This is a genomic window from Streptomyces sp. V4I2, assembly GCF_030817655.1.
In the GTDB taxonomy this organism is placed as follows: domain Bacteria; phylum Actinomycetota; class Actinomycetes; order Streptomycetales; family Streptomycetaceae; genus Streptomyces; species Streptomyces plumbiresistens.
Genome location: NZ_JAUSZM010000003.1, coordinates 8,274,789 through 8,291,766 on the forward strand (window position 1 = coordinate 8,274,789; position 16,978 = coordinate 8,291,766).

At 69.8% G+C, this 16,978-nt stretch carries 19 protein-coding genes and 3 pseudogenes; 11 read left to right on the plus strand and 11 right to left on the minus strand.

Translation table 11 applies throughout. From position 1 onward, the window contains the following. Positions 1–238 precede the first annotated feature (238 nt). Positions 239–1,384 (plus strand): YihY/virulence factor BrkB family protein, encoded by a 1,146-nt coding sequence (locus tag QFZ76_RS38820; RefSeq protein ID WP_307678051.1) that lies wholly within the window; start codon positions 239–241, stop codon positions 1,382–1,384. 123 nt (positions 1,385–1,507) lie between these two features. Here QFZ76_RS38820 and QFZ76_RS38825 read toward each other — a convergent pair whose 3' ends face one another. Then, a complete protein-coding gene (locus QFZ76_RS38825; RefSeq protein WP_307678052.1) occupies positions 1,508–2,359 on the minus strand; it encodes an NmrA family transcriptional regulator in 852 nt (283 codons plus the stop codon). A gap of 80 nt (positions 2,360–2,439) precedes the next feature. On the opposite strand from QFZ76_RS38825, the gene QFZ76_RS38830 reads away from it, so the two are divergent. Next, positions 2,440–3,384 carry an AraC family transcriptional regulator gene (locus QFZ76_RS38830; RefSeq protein ID WP_307678053.1) on the plus strand — a complete coding sequence of 315 codons (945 nt, stop codon included), beginning with the start codon at positions 2,440–2,442 and terminating at the stop codon, positions 3,382–3,384. A gap of 10 nt (positions 3,385–3,394) precedes the next feature. Continuing rightward, positions 3,395–4,084 (plus strand): helix-turn-helix domain-containing protein, encoded by a 690-nt coding sequence (locus tag QFZ76_RS38835; protein ID WP_307678054.1) that lies wholly within the window; start codon positions 3,395–3,397, stop codon positions 4,082–4,084. Here QFZ76_RS38835 and QFZ76_RS38840 read toward each other — a convergent pair. The 4 genes and pseudogenes from QFZ76_RS38840 to QFZ76_RS51930 form a co-directional block, all read right to left on the minus strand. Further along, positions 4,064–4,468 (minus strand): VOC family protein, encoded by a 405-nt coding sequence (locus QFZ76_RS38840; protein WP_307678055.1) that lies wholly within the window; start codon positions 4,466–4,468, stop codon positions 4,064–4,066. The two genes, QFZ76_RS38835 and QFZ76_RS38840, sit on opposite strands and share 21 nt — an antisense overlap. A gap of 212 nt (positions 4,469–4,680) precedes the next feature. Continuing rightward, a complete protein-coding gene (locus QFZ76_RS38845; RefSeq protein WP_307678056.1) occupies positions 4,681–5,313 on the minus strand; it encodes a VOC family protein in 633 nt (210 codons plus the stop codon). Positions 5,314–5,538: 225 nt separating this feature from the next. Next, a complete protein-coding gene (locus QFZ76_RS38850; protein WP_307678057.1) occupies positions 5,539–5,730 on the minus strand; it encodes a DUF397 domain-containing protein in 192 nt (63 codons plus the stop codon). After that, positions 5,727–6,554 (minus strand): annotated as a pseudogene (locus tag QFZ76_RS51930) (helix-turn-helix transcriptional regulator). Before QFZ76_RS51930 ends, QFZ76_RS38850 begins: the two are co-directional and overlap by 4 nt. Before the next feature lie 112 nt (positions 6,555–6,666). Here QFZ76_RS51930 and QFZ76_RS38865 point away from each other — a divergent pair. Next, on the plus strand, positions 6,667–7,017 hold the full coding sequence (locus tag QFZ76_RS38865; RefSeq protein WP_373464415.1) for an ATP-binding protein: 351 nt from the start codon (positions 6,667–6,669) through the stop codon (positions 7,015–7,017). Between the two features lie 81 nt (positions 7,018–7,098). Here QFZ76_RS38865 and QFZ76_RS38870 read toward each other — a convergent pair whose 3' ends face one another. Next, positions 7,099–7,578: a hypothetical protein gene (locus tag QFZ76_RS38870; protein WP_307678059.1), complete on the minus strand. Its 480-nt coding sequence runs from the start codon at positions 7,576–7,578 to the stop codon at positions 7,099–7,101. Between the two features lie 31 nt (positions 7,579–7,609). After that, positions 7,610–8,230: a bifunctional 2-polyprenyl-6-hydroxyphenol methylase/3-demethylubiquinol 3-O-methyltransferase UbiG gene (locus QFZ76_RS38875; protein ID WP_307678060.1), complete on the minus strand. Its 621-nt coding sequence runs from the start codon at positions 8,228–8,230 to the stop codon at positions 7,610–7,612. Positions 8,231–8,482: 252 nt separating this feature from the next. On the opposite strand from QFZ76_RS38875, the gene QFZ76_RS38880 reads away from it, so the two are divergent. Then, positions 8,483–9,307 (plus strand): hypothetical protein, encoded by an 825-nt coding sequence (locus tag QFZ76_RS38880; RefSeq protein ID WP_307678061.1) that lies wholly within the window; start codon positions 8,483–8,485, stop codon positions 9,305–9,307. Positions 9,308–9,397: 90 nt separating this feature from the next. Here the strand turns inward: QFZ76_RS38880 and QFZ76_RS38885 are convergent, their stop codons facing one another. The 3 genes and pseudogenes from QFZ76_RS38885 to QFZ76_RS38895 form a co-directional block, all read right to left on the minus strand. Beyond that, complete coding sequence (locus tag QFZ76_RS38885; protein ID WP_307678062.1) at positions 9,398–9,583, minus strand: DUF397 domain-containing protein; 186 nt, start codon at positions 9,581–9,583, stop codon at positions 9,398–9,400. Further along, positions 9,580–9,822, minus strand: a pseudogene (locus QFZ76_RS38890) (Scr1 family TA system antitoxin-like transcriptional regulator); the annotation flags it as partial. The gene QFZ76_RS38885 and the pseudogene QFZ76_RS38890, both read right to left, overlap by 4 nt. Before the next feature lie 598 nt (positions 9,823–10,420). Further along, positions 10,421–11,455: a LacI family DNA-binding transcriptional regulator gene (locus tag QFZ76_RS38895; protein ID WP_307678063.1), complete on the minus strand. Its 1,035-nt coding sequence runs from the start codon at positions 11,453–11,455 to the stop codon at positions 10,421–10,423. Between the two features lie 181 nt (positions 11,456–11,636). On the opposite strand from QFZ76_RS38895, the gene QFZ76_RS38900 reads away from it, so the two are divergent. From QFZ76_RS38900 to QFZ76_RS38915, 4 genes are all read left to right on the plus strand, one after another. Then, complete coding sequence (locus QFZ76_RS38900) at positions 11,637–12,419, plus strand: TIM barrel protein (RefSeq protein ID WP_307678064.1); 783 nt, start codon at positions 11,637–11,639, stop codon at positions 12,417–12,419. Positions 12,420–12,590: 171 nt separating this feature from the next. Then, positions 12,591–13,559, plus strand: a complete 969-nt coding sequence (locus QFZ76_RS38905; RefSeq protein ID WP_373464416.1) for a sugar ABC transporter substrate-binding protein — start codon at positions 12,591–12,593, stop codon at positions 13,557–13,559. 95 nt (positions 13,560–13,654) lie between these two features. Beyond that, complete coding sequence (locus QFZ76_RS38910) at positions 13,655–14,674, plus strand: Gfo/Idh/MocA family protein (RefSeq protein WP_307678066.1); 1,020 nt, start codon at positions 13,655–13,657, stop codon at positions 14,672–14,674. A 74-nt stretch (positions 14,675–14,748) separates the two neighbouring features. Continuing rightward, entirely contained in the window at positions 14,749–15,711 is a 963-nt protein-coding gene (locus QFZ76_RS38915) for a sugar phosphate isomerase/epimerase (protein ID WP_307678067.1), read from the plus strand. 185 nt (positions 15,712–15,896) lie between these two features. Here QFZ76_RS38915 and QFZ76_RS38920 read toward each other — a convergent pair whose 3' ends face one another. Further along, positions 15,897–16,175 (minus strand): hypothetical protein, encoded by a 279-nt coding sequence (locus QFZ76_RS38920; protein WP_307678068.1) that lies wholly within the window; start codon positions 16,173–16,175, stop codon positions 15,897–15,899. Positions 16,176–16,408: 233 nt separating this feature from the next. Here QFZ76_RS38920 and QFZ76_RS51935 point away from each other — a divergent pair, with 233 nt between their 5' ends. Then, positions 16,409–16,711, plus strand: coding sequence for a hypothetical protein (locus tag QFZ76_RS51935; RefSeq protein WP_373464558.1), 303 nt, complete (start codon positions 16,409–16,411; stop codon positions 16,709–16,711). Continuing rightward, positions 16,639–16,975, plus strand: a pseudogene (locus QFZ76_RS38930) (helix-turn-helix domain-containing protein); the annotation flags it as partial. The gene QFZ76_RS51935 and the pseudogene QFZ76_RS38930, both read left to right, overlap by 73 nt. Between the last annotated feature and the right edge of the window lie 3 nt (positions 16,976–16,978).

Below are 16,978 nucleotides of genomic sequence, written 5' to 3' on the forward strand. Positions count from 1 at the left end.
GCTGCCACAACTCCTGCTCAGCCGGGTGCCCCGAACGGTGTTGGGCACCCTGGTCGCCGCCGTACAGGACACTCATTCGACCCGGGAACCGTCGTTCCCCTCTCGGGGAGGAAGGCCACGACCCCCGATGGGGCAGGAGAGCGGGTGTGGGGCCCGGGTGCCGCGCCCCCCGACGTGCCCCCGCCCGCCGGGGCACCGGGGGATGAGCACACCCAGGCACGACGGATACCTTTAGGTCGTGCAGCCAGCAAGTGAATCCCCTCAGCCTCCCTCCGGACGCCTCCATCGGGCGCGTGCCCTGTACCGGAACGTCTCGAAGCGCAGGACTGCCTGGCTGCTGATCAAGGACACCGTCAACTCGTGCATGGAGTACCGGATCCTGGGCCTGGCGGCCGAGGCGGCGTTCTTCACGCTGCTGTCCGTGCCGCCGCTGCTGCTGAGCATGATCGGTCTGCTCGGCTACGTCGACGACTGGACCGGCGCCGACACCATCGCGAGCCTGGAGACCAACATCCTGGAGGCCTCGCGCACGATCCTGTCCGACAAGGGCGTCACCGAGATCGCCCAGCCGATCCTGCACGACGTGATGAAGGGCGGCCGGCCCGACGTCATCTCCATAGGCTTCCTGTTCGCCCTGTGGTCGGGCTCCCGCGCGGTGAACGTCTTCATCGACACCATCACCGTGATGTACGGCCTCGACGGCGTCCGCGGCATCGTCAAGACCCGCCTGATGGCCTTCCTGCTGTTCGTCGTGGCCCTGCTCATCGGCTCGATCGCGCTGCCGCTGATGGTGGCCGGACCGGACGCGGTGGTGAACATCGTGCCGTGGTCCGAGACCGTCGTACAGGTGCTCTACTGGCCCGTCGTCATCGTGCTGTCGATCGTCTTCCTCACCACGCTCTACCACGTGTCCGTCCCCGTCCGCTCCCCGTGGATCGAGGACGTGCCCGGCGCCCTGGTGGCCCTCGCCATGTGGGTCCTCGGCAGCTTCCTGCTGCGCATCTACCTGACCAACACCGTCGAGGGCCCCACCATCTACGGCTCCCTCGCCGCGCCGGTCGCCGTCCTGCTGTGGATCGGCGTGTCCGCGTTCGCCGTCCTCGTCGGCGCCGCGGTCAACGCCGCGATCGACCGGGTCTGGCCGGCCGCCGCGACGGCCGCGGCCCGCGCCGCCAACGAACGGCTGCGCGAGGCGCAGGTCGCCGAGTACGTCGCCCGCGCCACCGCGGCCCGTGCGGCGGTCCCCGACGACCCGGACGACCCCGACATGCCCTCCGAGTTCCCGGAGCGGTGGTCGCGGTTCCTGCCGCCGGAGGACGTGACGTCGCGGCTGCGGACGCACGTGAAGAGCACGCATCCGCCGCACAAGCCGGAGGGTTCCTGATATCGCGGGCCGGCTGAGCGCACCTGAAGGGGCGCGGGGCTGTATCAATATGCGGCTCCGCCGCGTGGGCGCGACCAGCCACGACGGACCCGCAGCCGGCAGAAATCCCGCACCCCGACGGCGCTACGCCTGCCACGCCCCCGCCGCGGCAGCGTCCCGCACGAACGCCCCGAAGTCCCGAGCCTCGTGCCCCAGCACCTGACGCACGTCATCGGTCAGCCGCGCGTTGCGCCCGTCCATCAGCCCCTCGAAGACCTCGATCAGCAGCTCCACCTCCTCCGGCGGCACCCCGAACCCCGCCAGCGTCTCCCCGTACGCCCGCACCGGCACCGGCGTGTACGCCACCTTGACGCCGGACGCCGCCGAGATCTCCGCGACCGCCTCCCGCCAGGACAGCAGCCGAGGTCCGGTCAGCTCCAGCGTCCGCCCCACGTAACGGTCCCCGGCGACCAGCACGGCCGCGACCACCTCACCGACGTCCCGCAGGTCGACGAACGGCTCCCGCACCTCACCGGCCGGAAACGCCAGTTCCCCGTGGCGCAGCCCCTCCACCAGGGGCCCCTCGCTGAAGTTCTGCGCGAACCACGAAGCCCGTACGACCGTCCAGTCCGCGCCCGAGGACGTCAGCGCCTCCTCGGCCGGCAGCGCCTGCTCCTCGCCGCGCGCCGACAGCAGCACCAGCCGCCGTACGCCCAGCCCGACCGCCTCCCGGGCGAGCGCGCCGATCCCCTCGGCGGCCGCGGGGAAGCCGATGTCGGACGGGTACACGAGGTACGCCGCGTCGGCGCCCCGCAGCGTGTCCGCCCACGTCGTCGGGTCCTCCCAGTCGAAACCCCGCGCGCGGGACGCGGCCCGCACCGTCAGCCCGGCCGCCCGCGCGGCCCCGGCGACCCGGCTCCCGGTACGCCCGGAGGCACCGGTCACCACCACTGTCATGTCCTGGGTGTTCTTGGTGTTGTCCGTGTTTGTCGTCATGCCTTCAGTCAACGGCCGCGCGCTTCAACAGCCCATCGCTGAACGGCTCATTCCCATGCGCGGGCGTCTACGCTGACGGCATGGACGCACTCACAGGCCTCCTGGAGGGCCCCCGGGCCCGCGGGGCCTTCATGATCCGTGCGTGTTTCGACCCGCCCTGGGCGGTCCGTGTCGAGGACCGCGCCCCGCTGACGGTGATGCTGATGGTCCGCGGCGAGTCCTGGATCGTGCCGGACACGGGGGAGCGGGTGCGGCTGCGGCCCGGCGAGCTGGCCATCGCGCGCGGCCCCGACCCGTACACCTGCGCCGACCACCCCGACACCGCGCCCCAGGCGCTGATACTGCCGGGCGCCGAGTGCCGCTATCCGGACGGACGGCCCCTCACCGGCTCCATGGACATCGGCGTCCGCAGCTGGGGCGACCGGCCCGACGGCTCCACGGTGATGCTGATCGGGACGTACCTGGTCCAGGGCGAGATCAGCGGCCGTCTCCTGGACGCGCTGCCGCCGCTGCTCTCCCTCACCTCCGAGACGTGGCAGTGCGCGCTCACGCCCGTCCTCATGCACGAGGTCGTGCGCGACGAACCCGGTCAGGAGGTCGTCCTGGACCGGCTCCTCGACCTGCTGGTCATCGCCGCCCTCCGTGCCTGGTTCGCCCGCCCGGAGGCGGCGCCGCCCGCCTGGTACGCGGCGCTCGCCGACCCCGTCGTCGGCCGCGTCCTGCGCCTGGTCCAGGGCGACCCCGCCCACTCCTGGACGGTCGCCTCGCTCGCCGCCAAGGCCGGTGTCTCGCGGGCCGCGCTCGCCCGCCGCTTCACCGAACTCGTCGGCGAGCCCCCGATGACGTACCTCACCGGCTGGCGCCTCGCCCTCGCCGCGGACCGCCTCCGCGACACCGACGACACCCTCGAGGCGATCGCCCGCCAGGTCGGCTACGGCAGCGCGTTCGCCCTGTCCAGCGCGTTCAAGCGGGTGTACGGGGTGAGCCCGCAGGAGCATCGGACGCGGCTGGTGCCGACGGCGTAGCCTGGCCTACGTGTACGCGGAGCGGCCATCCCGTATGGCGGGCGCGGTGGTGTGGACGAACACCCCGTCCGGGCCCGACGCCGGGCGTGTCCTGCCCGACGGCTGCATGGACCTGCTGTGGCACGAGGGCCGACTGGTGATCGCCGGGCCCGACACCCGCGCGTACGTCACCGAGGGCGAGCCGAGCGCCTGGGCCGGCGTCCGCTTCTACCCGGGCACCGCGCCCGCCCTCCTGGACGTGCCCGCGCACGAGATGCGCGACCGGCGGGTGGAGTTGGCCGACGTGTGGCCGGCCGCGGAGGTACGGCGCGTCACCGCACAGGTGAACGCGGCCGACGACCCGGCGAGCGGCCTGGAGCAGGTGGCATTGGAACGGGCCGCCGGGACCGATCCCCCCGACCCACTCCTCCGACAGGTGGTCACCGCCCTCGACGCGGGCCGCCCGGTCGCCACCACCGCCGACGAACTAGGCGTGGGCGCCCGCCAGTTGCACCGCCGCTGCCTCACTGCCTTCGGCTACGGCCCCAAGACGCTGGCCCGGGTCCTACGACTCCAGCGCGCCCTCGCCCTGGCCCGCTCCGGAGTTCCCCTCGCGGAGACGGCGGCCCGGTCCGGCTTCGCGGACCAGGCCCATCTGGCAAGAGACGTGAAGGAGTTGGCGGGCGTGCCGCCGACGGACCTACTGGGCCGCCCCGGGTAGCGGCGCGAACAGGTCGACCCCGTTGCCGTCGGGATCGAGCACCACCGCGTACCGCTGCCCCCACACCGCGTCCCACGGTTTCAGCTCCCCGTGGTACCCGGCACCCACCAGCTCCTGGTACACCGAGTCGACCTCGGCCGGACTGTCGCACAGCAGGGCGAGCGAGATGCGCCCGCCCTCGGTCGGCGGCTGCCATTCCGGCTGGATCTGTCGCACCATCTCCTCACTGTCGAGCATCAACCGCAGCCCGCCCGGCAGCCCGGCCTCGGCATGCGGCCCCTTCTCGGCACCCTCCGGAAAGACGAAACCGAGCCGACGGTAGAAGGCGACGGAGGCGGCCATGTCCGAGGCCACCAGGCCGATCGCATCGAATCGTGGAGTCATGGGGCCACCGTAGGCACGGGTGCGGGGGCCGGTCTTGAAGGAATCGGACAGGGGCGGGCGCAGTTCCTGCGCGGGGTGTGGTCAGCCCCGCGGGAACATGACACCGCTGGCCGCGCCGACGAACGGCGCGGCCATACCGGCGAGTTCTCATACGGTGCACTGTGCCGACCATCGGATGACCGCCGCCGTCGATGGCGAGCAGGCCAGGCCGCTCACTCGAACGTCACTGGTCCGCGGGGTGTGTCCACCGTGAAGGAGAACCCCACCGGCCCCGGAGCGAGGGCGAGCCAGGTGCCGAGGGCGGCGAGCAGAGGCCGGATCTCGTCCGGATCGGGGGCGGTGGCCGACAGCTCCAAAAGCGGGGTGACCGGCAGGCCCGAGGCCGACGGGTGGGGCGAGGAACCCCAGTCGATGAGGAAGGGGACCAGGCCGGACGGGTGGGCGGTGTCGCCGTCGGTCAGGCGCCACTCCAAGAGGGTGCCGTCGGGTCTGCGGCGGCTCATGGGGTGGATCGAGCCGGGGTCGTAACCCTGCGCCCGGGCCGCCGCGACCGTCGCGTCCAGGTCGGCCGGGCTGATCGCCCAGGTCACCGTCCGCGGGCCGGAGAGCCGGTCGACGTCGAAGGGACGTGGCCCGTCGTACGCGCGCTGCTCCGGATCCGGACCGATGATCTCCAGGTAGCGTGCGCCGCCCAGCCCCACCAGATGGTTGCGGGTGCCGAACCCGACATGCGCACCACCGAGCGCGGGGGTCACGCCGGTGCGCCGGCTGAAGTCGGCGACGGTCGCGGCCAGATCGGGGGTGGCGAGGACGAGGTGGTCCAGCGTCGAGGGGATGGAGTTCATCGCAGTGAGGCTACGCACCGGCCCCCGGGAGCGGAACGCCTTTGCGGCGGCGGCGACACGTCGCCTCACCGCACGGTGGCCTCCATCGCGTCGGCCTCCCGCACCCAGGCGGCCGGGTCGTCGCGGCGGACCAACTCCTCGTGGAGGGTGTTGATCTGTTGCCGTCAGTCGTCGTCCATGTACGCATTGTTGCGGGGTGGGTGCGCCGGGCGGGGCGAAATCAACTCAACAAGCGCGGCTGTTGGCAAGCTCCAGGAAGGCGGTCCAGGCGGTGGGGGTGACGGTGAGGTGGGAGGTAGCGGGGGTTTTGGAGTCGCGGATGTGGATGGTGGTGGGCTGGACGGCGACCTCGATGCAATTGCCGCCGTCGCTGCCGCTGTAGCTCGACTTGAACCACCGAAGTGCGGTGCTGCTCATTGCTCTCCCTGGAGACGATCCAGCAGATCCCTCGTGTCCTCGGGGGTGAGGGCCTGTGATCGCAGCATCGCACATCTCTGGGTAAGGATCGCCACCTCGTAGGGATCGGCGATGAGTTGGCTGCCCCGTTGGGTTTCCGTGTACGCGAGCCGCTGGTGTTCAGGGGTTTCCAGCAACACGAACGGGCCGTCGAGCGCTGCGTGTGCGGTACGCCCCAGAGGCAGGACCTGCAGAGTGAGGCCCGGCAGTTCGGCGAACTCTCGCAGGTGTCGCACCTGGTTGAGGAACACCTCCTGGCCGCCCAGGCGTTCCTTCAGTACGGCCTCCCAGATGACGAAACACGCGATGGGTGGCTCCTTGCGGGGAAGATCGCCTGGCGCTCGGTGCGCGCGGCCACGTGCTGCTCGATTTCATCCTCGTCGAGGACCGGGATGCGGCTGCGGAACACCGCCCGCGCGTACCCGTCCGTCTGAAGGAGGCCGGGCAAACACCTGGTTCTCGTACGACGAGATGGCGATCGCCTCCCGCTCCCGGTCCAGGTACTCCTCCGCCCACAACGGGACGAGATCCACCTCCGGCATCCTGCTCAACGCAGTGGCCAACGCCCCCTTGGTGTCTAGGAAATCATCGAACTGCTCGGCGAGATCCGGCTTCAGCGGCCGTCTGCCCTGCTCGATCGACGCGATCTGCTGCTCGCCGACGACGAACTGCTCGCCCAGTGACTTCTGCGTGTATCCGGCGGCCTCGCGGAAGAGGGCGAGCAGGGCGCCCACCATCTTCATCGCCGAGGCATTCCTCGGCGATCGTCGAGTCGTGGTGCTCATGTGGTCCAACTCCCCACCTGCGGGCGTACGTTCACTGTCGCGTACTCGTACAGACAAGCTGTACGAGTACGCGGACTGTCACATCATGGACACGGAGCGTCACTCTCGTAACGTGAACACGGAAACTCACCCCCCGTCCCCACGTGAGCGCTTCTACCGCCGCGAACGCCAGTCCGTCCCCGCCGCCCGTGGGTTCACGCGCGACGCACTCGTCGACTGGGGTGTGCGCGAGCGGTCGTACGACATCGTGCTGTGCGTCAGCGAACTCGCCACCAACGCCCTGGTCCACGGCGTACCGCCGGGCCGCGGTTTCCTGCTCCGCCTGCTGCCGTTGCCGTACGAGGGCGGGGTGCGCGTCGAGGTGCACGACAGCGGGGGAGGTGTACCGGCCGTACCCCAGGCGGAGGCGCCGGACGAGGGTGGGCGCGGGCTGTTGCTGGTGTCGGAGCTGGCGGACAAGTGAGGGGTGGGGAAGCGGAACCCGGGGAAGGTCGTGTGGTGCGAGTTCGCGGCCTGTTCTTCGGGCTGAGCGACGCGGCGAAATTCACGACTCCGTGGAGCAGTCGACGTCGGTCCAGGTCGCCAGGAGGTCATGGCAGATGACGGTGAGCGTGCCGTTCCAGAACGCGAGTTCGTGGCTGCAGCCGTCCTTGTGGGGCAGGATCTCGTCGAGGATCACTGCCCCGAGGTTCGTCCAGTCGTCGGCTTCGGCTTCGGGGGTTCTGACGCTGACGCCGGAGACGCCCGTGTAGTGGATGACCAGGTCCGCGTCATGCTTCCAGCAGTTGTGCCGCAGCTGAATCTCAACCTCGTCGTCCCCGGTGTCGACGCCCCGGACGAGCTGCAGCTCCAGGTCCTTCACGCATCGCTTGCTGCGGAAGTCGTAGTGGTCCGTGTCAGTGGCGAAGGCACGGGCGCCGGGTGGCAGATCGCCGGCGATGGAGGGCAGATGTTCCAGGTATCGAGTGGGTTCGAGGACGCCTGACAGGTCGCCGACCTGCGCATTGAGAGCGACGTACTCCATCAGACTTCCTTCCTGGTCCAAGCTCGGACTGTCAAGGTCGACGTGCCCAGAACAGGGCGTGTCCGCCGTCCCCTTCCGGCATGAACTCCTCCTGCTCGACCGTGAGGCCGGCCTGTGTGATCCATTCACGGTTCGTGGCCGCGTCCGCGTGGCTCCACCACATCGGGGCCCCGCTGCCGAGCCAGTTCTCCTCGGCGCCGGTCCACGCGCCCGAACCAGTGGTGGCCACGAACCAGCCTCCCGGGCGCAGCCACTCGGCGATACGGCGGAGCAGAGGCGGTTGTTCGGCCAACGGAATGTGGATCAGGGCGTAGAAGGAGACGACCGCGTCGAGGGAAGCGGCGTCGAACGTCGCGGTCGCGGCATCGACGTGGATGAACTCCGCCTGCGGTACCCGTTCCCGGGCTCGGCGGATCTGCACCTCGCTGATGTCGATGCCGGTGACCCGGTAGCCGGCATCGACCAGAGTGCTCGCGACCGGCACGCCGCTTCCGCAGCCGATGTCCAGCACCGCGCCCCCTGACGGAACCCTCCGACCCAGGTCACGCAGCAGGGACCGGTACTTCGTCTCGGCGCCGTACGCCGTGTCGTAGTGCAGGGACGCGGCGTCGTATCCGCGCCGGACGAGGTCCTTGGGATCTGTTGTGTCCACAGCCCGGATGGTAGCCAGCGGTCGTGGGCCGAGACGAACGGTTTTCACGACCGTCCCTCAGGCCGCTCGGGCAAGGCGTTTCGCATCGGCCGTGGTCCAGGCGGGGGCCCACTGGCTCCGTTCCGCGCGCCCCAGGCCACTGCGCCGATGACCGGCAACCAGTCCGCGGCCCCAGGCCGAAGCGGGTAAGCCTGAGCGGCGCGATCCTCACGCGTGCAATCATCCTGTTCGCCGACACGGCAAGGAGGGGTGATGGCTGGCGTAACGGTGACGGTCTGTCTGCCGGCTGAGGCCGCGGACGACGTCGAAGGGGCGCTGGCGAAAGCTCTCGCACCCTTCTACTCCGACTCAGAGGACAACCCTGTCAGTCGGGGTATGTGGGACTCCCGCCGCATCCGCGGCGGCAGCAACGGCATGGGCTTCGCCGTCGCCCCCGGACACGCAGACGATCCCCGGCTCATCCATGACGACCCTGCGTTTGACGGCACACCCCGCCCCAGCGCCCCGGGCGTCTGCGCCGGAGGACCGCGCGCTCTGCTCGATTTCTCCCGGCCGCAGCTTGCTTCCGAGCGTGCTGCCGCCGCGTCCTGGGATCTGTGGCACAGCCTGTCCGCCGTGCACCCTGCGGCCGTTCCCCTCGCGGACTTCGTGGACCGCTGGCTGAACGATCCCGCCGCATTCCCCGGAGACCGGTGGGCAGACGCGATGTTCTCCGCCTACCGGGCCCAGCCACTGATCGGGGCGTACCTCGACCACCCCTTCAGCCTCGGCCTGGGCTACTTGAGCTTCCTGGGCGACAGCGATCCTTCGGAGCACCCCGTCATCGGCTACGGGGGAACCCGTGCCGCGTACATTCGAGATCACACGCGGCCCGAACCACCGAATACGGATGTACTCACTCTGGACGGCTGGTGGCTGGAGACGTACGGGCGCGGCATCGAGGCCGTCCACGCCTCCTGCGAGCCTGAGCTGTGCCCGCATGACCCTCCGCTGCCCGCCGTATGGCCGGGCAGCGAGGCGTACCTCGCGGACCTTCCCGGCGACACGATCCTCGTCCGGGTCCACTGCCACTGCTGAAGTGGCTCGTGTGATCCACAACGTGACAGAGCCGGATCAAGGTGAGACAGGTACGCGTCGGAGGTGGTGACTGTCGCCCCGGGGCTGCCGTCATGCCTGCTCGGCAAGCCTCAGGAAGGCGGTCCAGGTTGTGGGGGCGACGGTGAGGTGCGGGGTGGCGGGGGTTTTGGAGTCGCGGATGTGGATGGTGGCGGGCTGGACGGCGACCTCGATGCAGGCGCCGCCCTCTTCGCTGCTATAGCTGGACTTGAACCACTCAAGTGCCGTGCTGCTCATCGCTCTCCCAGAAGACGGTCCAGCAGTTCCCTCGTGTCCTCGGGGGTGAGGGCCTGTGCCCGCAGCATCGCATATTTCTGATTGAGGATCGCCACCTCGTCCGGGTCGGCAATCAGTTGGCTGCCACGCTGGGTCTCCGTGTAGGCGAGCCGCTGGTAGTCAGGGGTCTCCAGGAGGATGAACGGTCCCGAGAGACCTGCGTGCGAGGTGCGGCCCGCGGGCAGACGCCGGACTCCGAGATCCGCCTGCGCCAACAGGTCGTCAAACTCAAGGAGCTCCGAGCCAAGGACGCACAGGAGCTGTCCCAGCTGCGGACCGATGTCGATCCGCACCCGAACCGGATGCTCTGAGAACTGCCTTGGTCGCTCGGCGGGACTCAGGTGGACTCGCGGTTGCCGCATCGCCGTACGGTGGCTTCCCGCTTCTCTCGGCGGACGATATGTCCAGTACGGCGAGTTCCTGGCCGACGAGGCTGACGTTCCCCTCAGCAGCACGCGGCTCGGCACCCGAGCGAGCCTGCCGACGGAGAGCTGCTTCAGAACCACACGCTGTGGAGGACCGCATGGCCGCGGTCAGTACGGACAACACCGCACCGGAAAGGCACGAGCTCCCGTGATTGCTGCTGAAGAGACCTTCGACGGCACCTGATGCCCCAGGTGGTGCGGTGTCTGAACAGCGCGATCCACGGCAGCTGCTCGCGTTCGTCCGCTTGCCTGCCTTTTTTGCTCGTGCGTCCGCCTGGATGGAGGCGGGTTCCTCGGCGGGCAGCCGCGGGTGGTCCCATGGGGGCGCGGTGGAACTTCGACCAGATCGAGCCGCGACGTGGAGCAGCGCGGGTCAGTAGCGGCAAGGTGCCCTGGTGGTGCTTCGTATGACGAGGTGTGGTGTGACGACGACTTCTCGTTCGTCGTCCGTCGCCCCACCCTCCAGCCGGGCGACGGCCCGGCTCACGGCCCGGCGCGCCAGCTGGCGGGCTTCTTGCCCGACCGTGGTGAGTTGGACGTGGGCCAGGCGGGCGAGGTGGCTGTCGTCGAAGCCGACGACCGAGATCTCGTCGGGCACAGGGATACGGGCGCGCAGGAAGGTGTCGAGGACGCCGATCGCGCAGTGGTCGTTGAAGGCGAGGACGGCGGTGGGGCGGGCAGCCTCGGCGAGGAGTGTTCGTGCGGCTGCCGCGCCGTGGTCCTCGGTCAGCCCGCCCGGCACGAGGCGGACGCGGTCGGTGAGGCCGTGGTGCTTCATGGCCGACTTGTAGCCGCGGCGCCGGTCCGCCGCGCCCGGTGCCCTGCCCCCGTCGATGTGGACGATGTCGCGATGGCCCAGTGCCACGAGGTGGTCGACCGCCTGTCGGGCGCCCTCGTCGTCGGCCGCGCGGACGACGTCGACGCCGTCGGCGAGCGGGCGCAGCCGGCGGGCCACGGAGACGACGGGCAGCTGCGCCGCGAGTTCTGCCAGCCGGGCCGCCGGGGCATGGGGGCTGAGCAGGATCAGTGCCTCGCAGCGGTCGGCGAGCAGCGTCTCCACCGCCTCCTGTTCGCTGCGGCTCGCGGCGACGGCGCTGAGCGCGATCTGATAGCCGGCCGCTCCCGCCGCGGCGTAGAGCGCCTCAACCATGTCGGCGTGGAAGGGCTGTCGCAGGTCGAACTGCACTCCCACCAGGTGCGAGCGGCTGCTGCGCAGGAGGCGTGCCCTGCTGTCCGGCCGGTAGCCGATCTCCTGCGCGGCCTGCAGCACCCGCTCGCGGCTTGCCGCGCTGGGCCCCTTGGCACCGCGCATGACCATGGAAGCAAGCGGCACGGAGACACCTGCCCGCGCCGCGAGGTCGCTGAGCCGCGGCCGTTTTCCGTCCGGTACGGCAGAGCGCGATGGCACCGTCGACCTTCCTGCTCGAGGGTCTTCTCCGAGGTGATCGTAGACCGAGCCAAGCAGGACACGCACTGGTCAACGTTGTTACAACGTTATAAATCAAATGTCCGCACAAACCCTTGACAGGCCGCCCGGTGCCTGGCGTACTGCTCCTGTTCTCTTAGAACGTTATAAGTCGGGAGCTGCTATGTACACGTTGGCGGTCTGTGCCGAGATGGTCTTCCGGGACCTGCCGATCGAGGAGCGGGTCCGGCGCATCCACGAGGCCGGCTTCCAGGTGGAGATCTGGGACTGGACCCGGCACGACCTGGACGCACTGGCCCAGACGCCCGTCGAGTTCTCCTCGATGACCGGCTACATCCGCGGCACTTTGACCGACCCGGACGGCGCAGCCGAACTCCTGCGCACAGCCGAGGAATCGATCAAGGCCGCCGAGCATCTCGGCTGCCCCCGGCTCAACCTGCACGGCACCGGCCTGGACGGCGAGGGCCTGCCCGTGGTGCCGGTGACCGGCGAGGCCACCGGCGAGATGTGGATCACCGCTCACCGCACGCTCACCCGCCTGGCCGAACTGGGCGAAAGCGCGGGCGTCACCTTCACCTTGGAGAACCTCAACACCGCCGTCGACCACCCCGGTGTCCCGTTCGCCACGGCCGCCGACGTCTTCTCACTGGTCGCGGCAGTTGATCGGCCCGGTCTGCGGATGAATCTGGACCTGTACCACGCCCAGATCGGCGAGGGAAACCTCATCGAGCTTGTCCGCCGCGCGCATGGCGCGGGGCTGATCGGAGAGATCCAGGTCGCCGACGTGCCCGGCCGCCGCGAACCCGGCACCGGAGAGATCAACTATCCGGCCGTCGCCCGCGCCCTCACCGACCTCGGCTACGACGGCACGATCGCCCTGGAGGCATGGCCCTCCGGCGACAGTCACACCGCCATGGAGCGGTTCCGCGCCGCGTTCACCCTCTGATCCCCACCCCGAGCCGCACAGCCGGCCACCCAGTAACTCCCCGTCAGACCCACAACGGGATGTGTTGTGTCCCGCCAGTAGGTCACCCCTTCCCGCATGTCAGCACAGTGAGGTGCCGAAATGAACCGCTCGCTTCCCTCCCGCTCCCGCAGATTCACCATGCTCGTGGCCATGGCCGCCACCGCAGTCCTCACGGTCGCCGGCTGCTCCAGCAGCTCGGGCGGCAAGAAGTCGGAGGAGAGCGCCGGTGGCGTCTCTGCCGGCAAGGCCACCACGCCCCGCATGACCATCGCGATGATCACCCACGCCGTCCCCGGTGACACGTTCTGGGACACCATCCGCAAGGGCGCCCAGGCCGCGGCCGCCAAGGACAACGTCAAGCTGATCTACTCCTCCGACCCGAACGGGGGCAACCAGGCCAACCTGGTGCAGAACGCGATCGACCAGAAGGTCGACGGCATCGCCGTCACCCTCGCCAAGCCCGATGCCATGAAGGAAACGGTGGCCAAGGCGGTGCAGGCCGGTATACCCGTGGTCGGCTTCAACTCCGGTGTGGACGACTGGAAGAAGCAGGGCCTGCTCGAGTACTTCGGCCAGGACGAGACCGTCGCGGGCGAAGCGGTCGGGAAGAAGCTGAGTTCCCTCGGTGCCAAGAAGGTCGCCTGCGTCATTCAGGAACAGGGCCAGGTCGCCCTCGAGGCACGCTGCGCGGGCGTCAAGAAGGGCTTCTCGGGCACGACGGAAAACCTCTTCGTCAACGGCGCCGACATGCCGTCCGTGAAGTCGACCATCACCGCCAAGCTCAAGCAGGACCCCTCCATCGACTACGTCGTCACCCTCGCCGCCCCGGTCGCACTGACCGCCACGCAGGCGGTGTCCGACGGCGGCAGCAAGGCCAAGGTCGCCACCTTCGACCTCAACAAGGTACTCGTGAAGGCGATCCAGGACGGCAGCATCCAGTTCGCCGTCGACCAGCAGCCCTACCTGCAGGGCTACCTGGCGGTCGACTCCCTCTGGCTCTACAAGAACAACGGCAACTACAGCGGCGGCGGCGTCGCGCCCGTGCTGACCGGCCCGGCCTTCGTCGACAAGGCCAACGTCGCCACCGTCGCCACGTTCGCCGCCAAGGGAACACGCTGACGCGTACGACCCGGGTCACGGCCGGACCCATGTGGGTTCGGCCGGCCCTCTGCTGACCGTCACCGCCGTCGCCCACCCTCGAGTCAAGGAACCACATGACCTACCGCACCTCCCTTGGAGTCGCCGTGATCGGCGCCGGCCGCATGGGAGCCGATCACGTACGCAGGATCAGCGAGGTGATCAGTGGCGCCCATGTGGCCGCCGTCGTCGACGTCGACATCGATCGCGCCAAGACGGTCGCCGCCGACGTCGAAGGATGCGCGGCCTACGGCGACGTCGCCGAAGCGATGACCTCACCCGACGTCGACGCCGTAGTGCTCGCCTCCCCGGGCATCGCCCACGAGGCGGCCCTGCTCACCGCGTTCGAGTACGACCTGCCCGTCCTGTGCGAAAAGCCCCTCACCCCCGACGCCGCCTCCGCCCTGCGCGTGCTGGAGGCCGAGCAGCGGCTCGGGCACCGCCGGGTGCAGGTGGGCTTCATGCGCCGTTACGACCACGAGTACATCAAGCTCAAAGCGCTGCTGGACAGCGGGGAACTGGGCCGGCCGCTTATGCTGCACAACCGGCACCGCAACCCGTCCTGCCCGCCGGACTTCACCAGCGCCATGCTCATCAACGACTCCGTGACCCACGAGATGGACATCACCCGCTGGCTGCTCGGCCAGGAGATCACGTCCGTCACGGTGCTGCGGCCGCGGCCCTCCGGCAACGCGCCCGAAGGGCTGGCCGATCCGCAGTTCGTCGTCTTCGAAACCGACGGCGGCGCCCTGGTCGACGTCGAGATCTACGTCAACGCCCGCTACGGCTACCAGGTCCAGGCCGAGGCAGTGTGCGAGCACGGCACCGCCCGCATCGGCGACCGGCACGACATGCTCGTCAGCACCGGCGGACGCTGGGGCGGCACGGTCACCCCCGGCTTCGTCGAGCGGTTCGAGGAAGCGTACGACCGCGAGGTCCAGGCATGGGTCGACGCCACCCGACGCGGCGAGGTCACCGGCCCCAGCGCCTGGGACGGCTACGCCGTGGCCGCGGTCTGCGAGGCGGGCATCCGCGCCCAGACCGAGGGCCGGCGCGTCGAGGTGGAACTGGCCGACCGCCCAGCCCTCTACATCTGACCCTCACCGCCGGCACACCGAACCAGCGGGGAACGACCGCTCCCCGCCCGACCACACCGCAGACGGGACGCAACATGAAGATCGGTCTGAACACCGACAGCGTCGGGCAGCTCACGCTCGACGAGACCCTGGACCTGGCCGCCGAACTCGGCCTGGACCACGTGGAGTTCGCCACCGGCGCCTGGTCCACGGCCCCGCACATCGACATTGACCGGCTTCTCGACAGCGACGGCGCGCGCCGCGAACTGCTGGCCAAGGTCGCCGACCGAGGGCTCACGATCAGCGCCCTCACCTGCTCAGGCAATCCCCTGCACCCCGGGCCCAGCGGCCGCGAGCACGACCAGGTCGCGCGCAGGACGATCGCTCTCGCCCCGCTCCTCGGCGTCGACCGCGTGGTGATGATGTCCGGGCTGCCGGGCGGGCCGGGCGACGCCAACCCCAACTGGATCACGGTCTCCTGGCCGCCGGAGACCACACAGATCCTCGACTGGCAATGGTCCGAAGCCGTACTCCCGTACTGGCGAGACCTCGTCGCCCACTCCCGTGACCGGGGCGTACCCAAACTCGCTCTGGAGATGCACGCCCACCAGGCGGTCTACAACGTCCCCACCCTCCTGCGCCTGCGCGAGGAGGTAGGGCCCGTGGTCGGGGCCAACTTCGACCCCAGTCACCTGATGTGGATGGGGGCCGACCCGCTGGCCGCCATCGAGGCCCTGGGCGAGGCGATCTACCACGTGCACGCCAAGGACACCCGGCTGGAACCCTCCCGGCAGGCGCTGACCAGCAGGCTGGAGACACTGCCCGTCATGGCCGCCAAGGAACGCTCCTGGAACTACGTCACCCTCGGCTACGGCCACGACGACGCGTTCTGGCGCGCTTTCTGCCTCGCCCTGCGCCGAGCCGGCTACGACGACGTCCTGAGCATCGAGCACGAGGACGTTCTTGTGGCCCCCGTCGAGGGCGTCACCAAAACCGTCGATCTCCTGCGCCGCGTCATCCTGCGCGACCCCAGCTCCTACAAGCCCCAGGAGATCTGAGCCGTCCGAAGCCGCACGGAAACAAGTTCCGCGCGGCTGGGTCCGCCAGGCCGAGGCCGACCGCGGCGAGCGGGACGACGGGTTGACCACGCCGAGTATGAGGAACTGAGAGTGCGGTATGTGAGCTGATGTCCGTTTCGGGGTTGGGCCTGGGTGGAGCCCTGGTCGGCGGGGCGAATGGACGGTCAGGGGCAGGGCTGAGCGAACAGGCCGGGCTCGGGTTCGGTGAGGATGCCCCATGTGACCAGGCGTTTCAGCTTGGAGCGGATGCCTTCGGTGTTCTTCGGGACGATGGGCAGGTCGAGGGCCTGGCAGAGGTCGCGGGCACGCAGCGGCTTTGCGGTGTCGGCGAAGGTGGTGAGGATCTGCTGGTAGGCCGGGTGGTCCGGGACGTCGGGTCGGGCCGGTTCTTCGGTGGGGGCCGGTGCGGGGATGTCGAGGAGGGTCTTGCGGGTGATGCGCAAGTTCTCGCTCTCCGCGTCGAGTTCCCCCAGCCGGGCGGTGAGATCCGCCGGCGCCGCAGCCTGAGCAGGCCCGGACGGCGGGCAGTCGCCCAGGACTTCGTGCGCCGGGACTTCACCGCCGACGCACCGGACCAGGTGTGGTGCGGCGACATGACCGAGATCGACACCGGTGAGGGCAAGCTCTAGCTACAACCGTGATCGACCTGTTCTGCCGCCGCCTGCTCGGCTACGCGATGGGCGAACTCCACGACGCCGAACTGGTCGTCGCCGCCCTGCACATGGCCGTCGCCACCCGCGGCGGCGACGTCAAGTGCGTGATCTTCCATAGTGATCGCGGCAGCGAGGGCAGATTCCATTGGTCGTCGCAACACCTTGATCACGGAGGTGTTGGATGGGACGGCCAAGGAAGCCGATGCCGCAGGCGCCGGCCGGGGCACGACGGCAGTGGGCCGCGGATCGGGCGATGCGGGCACCGATGCGCTCGCCCGGCCGCCCGGAGCCGTCGCGCGCTGTGCAACGGGAGTTCTGGCGCCTGATCGCGTCCGGGGTCACAACGGTCCAGGCCGCCGAAGGGGTCGGCGTGTCGGCACCGGTCGGGATCCGATGGTTTCGACACGTTGGCGGGATGACGCCGCTGAGCCTGGACGAGCCCACCGAGCCGGAACCTGTCGTTCGCCGAGCGTGAGGAGATCGCTCTGCTCAAGGCCCAGGACAAGGGCGTGCGCGAGATCGCTCTCACGCGCGGGCGCAGATTACGGTGTGTGAGGCGTGCTACGCGTTCGTCGCCGATGACGGCGGGAACA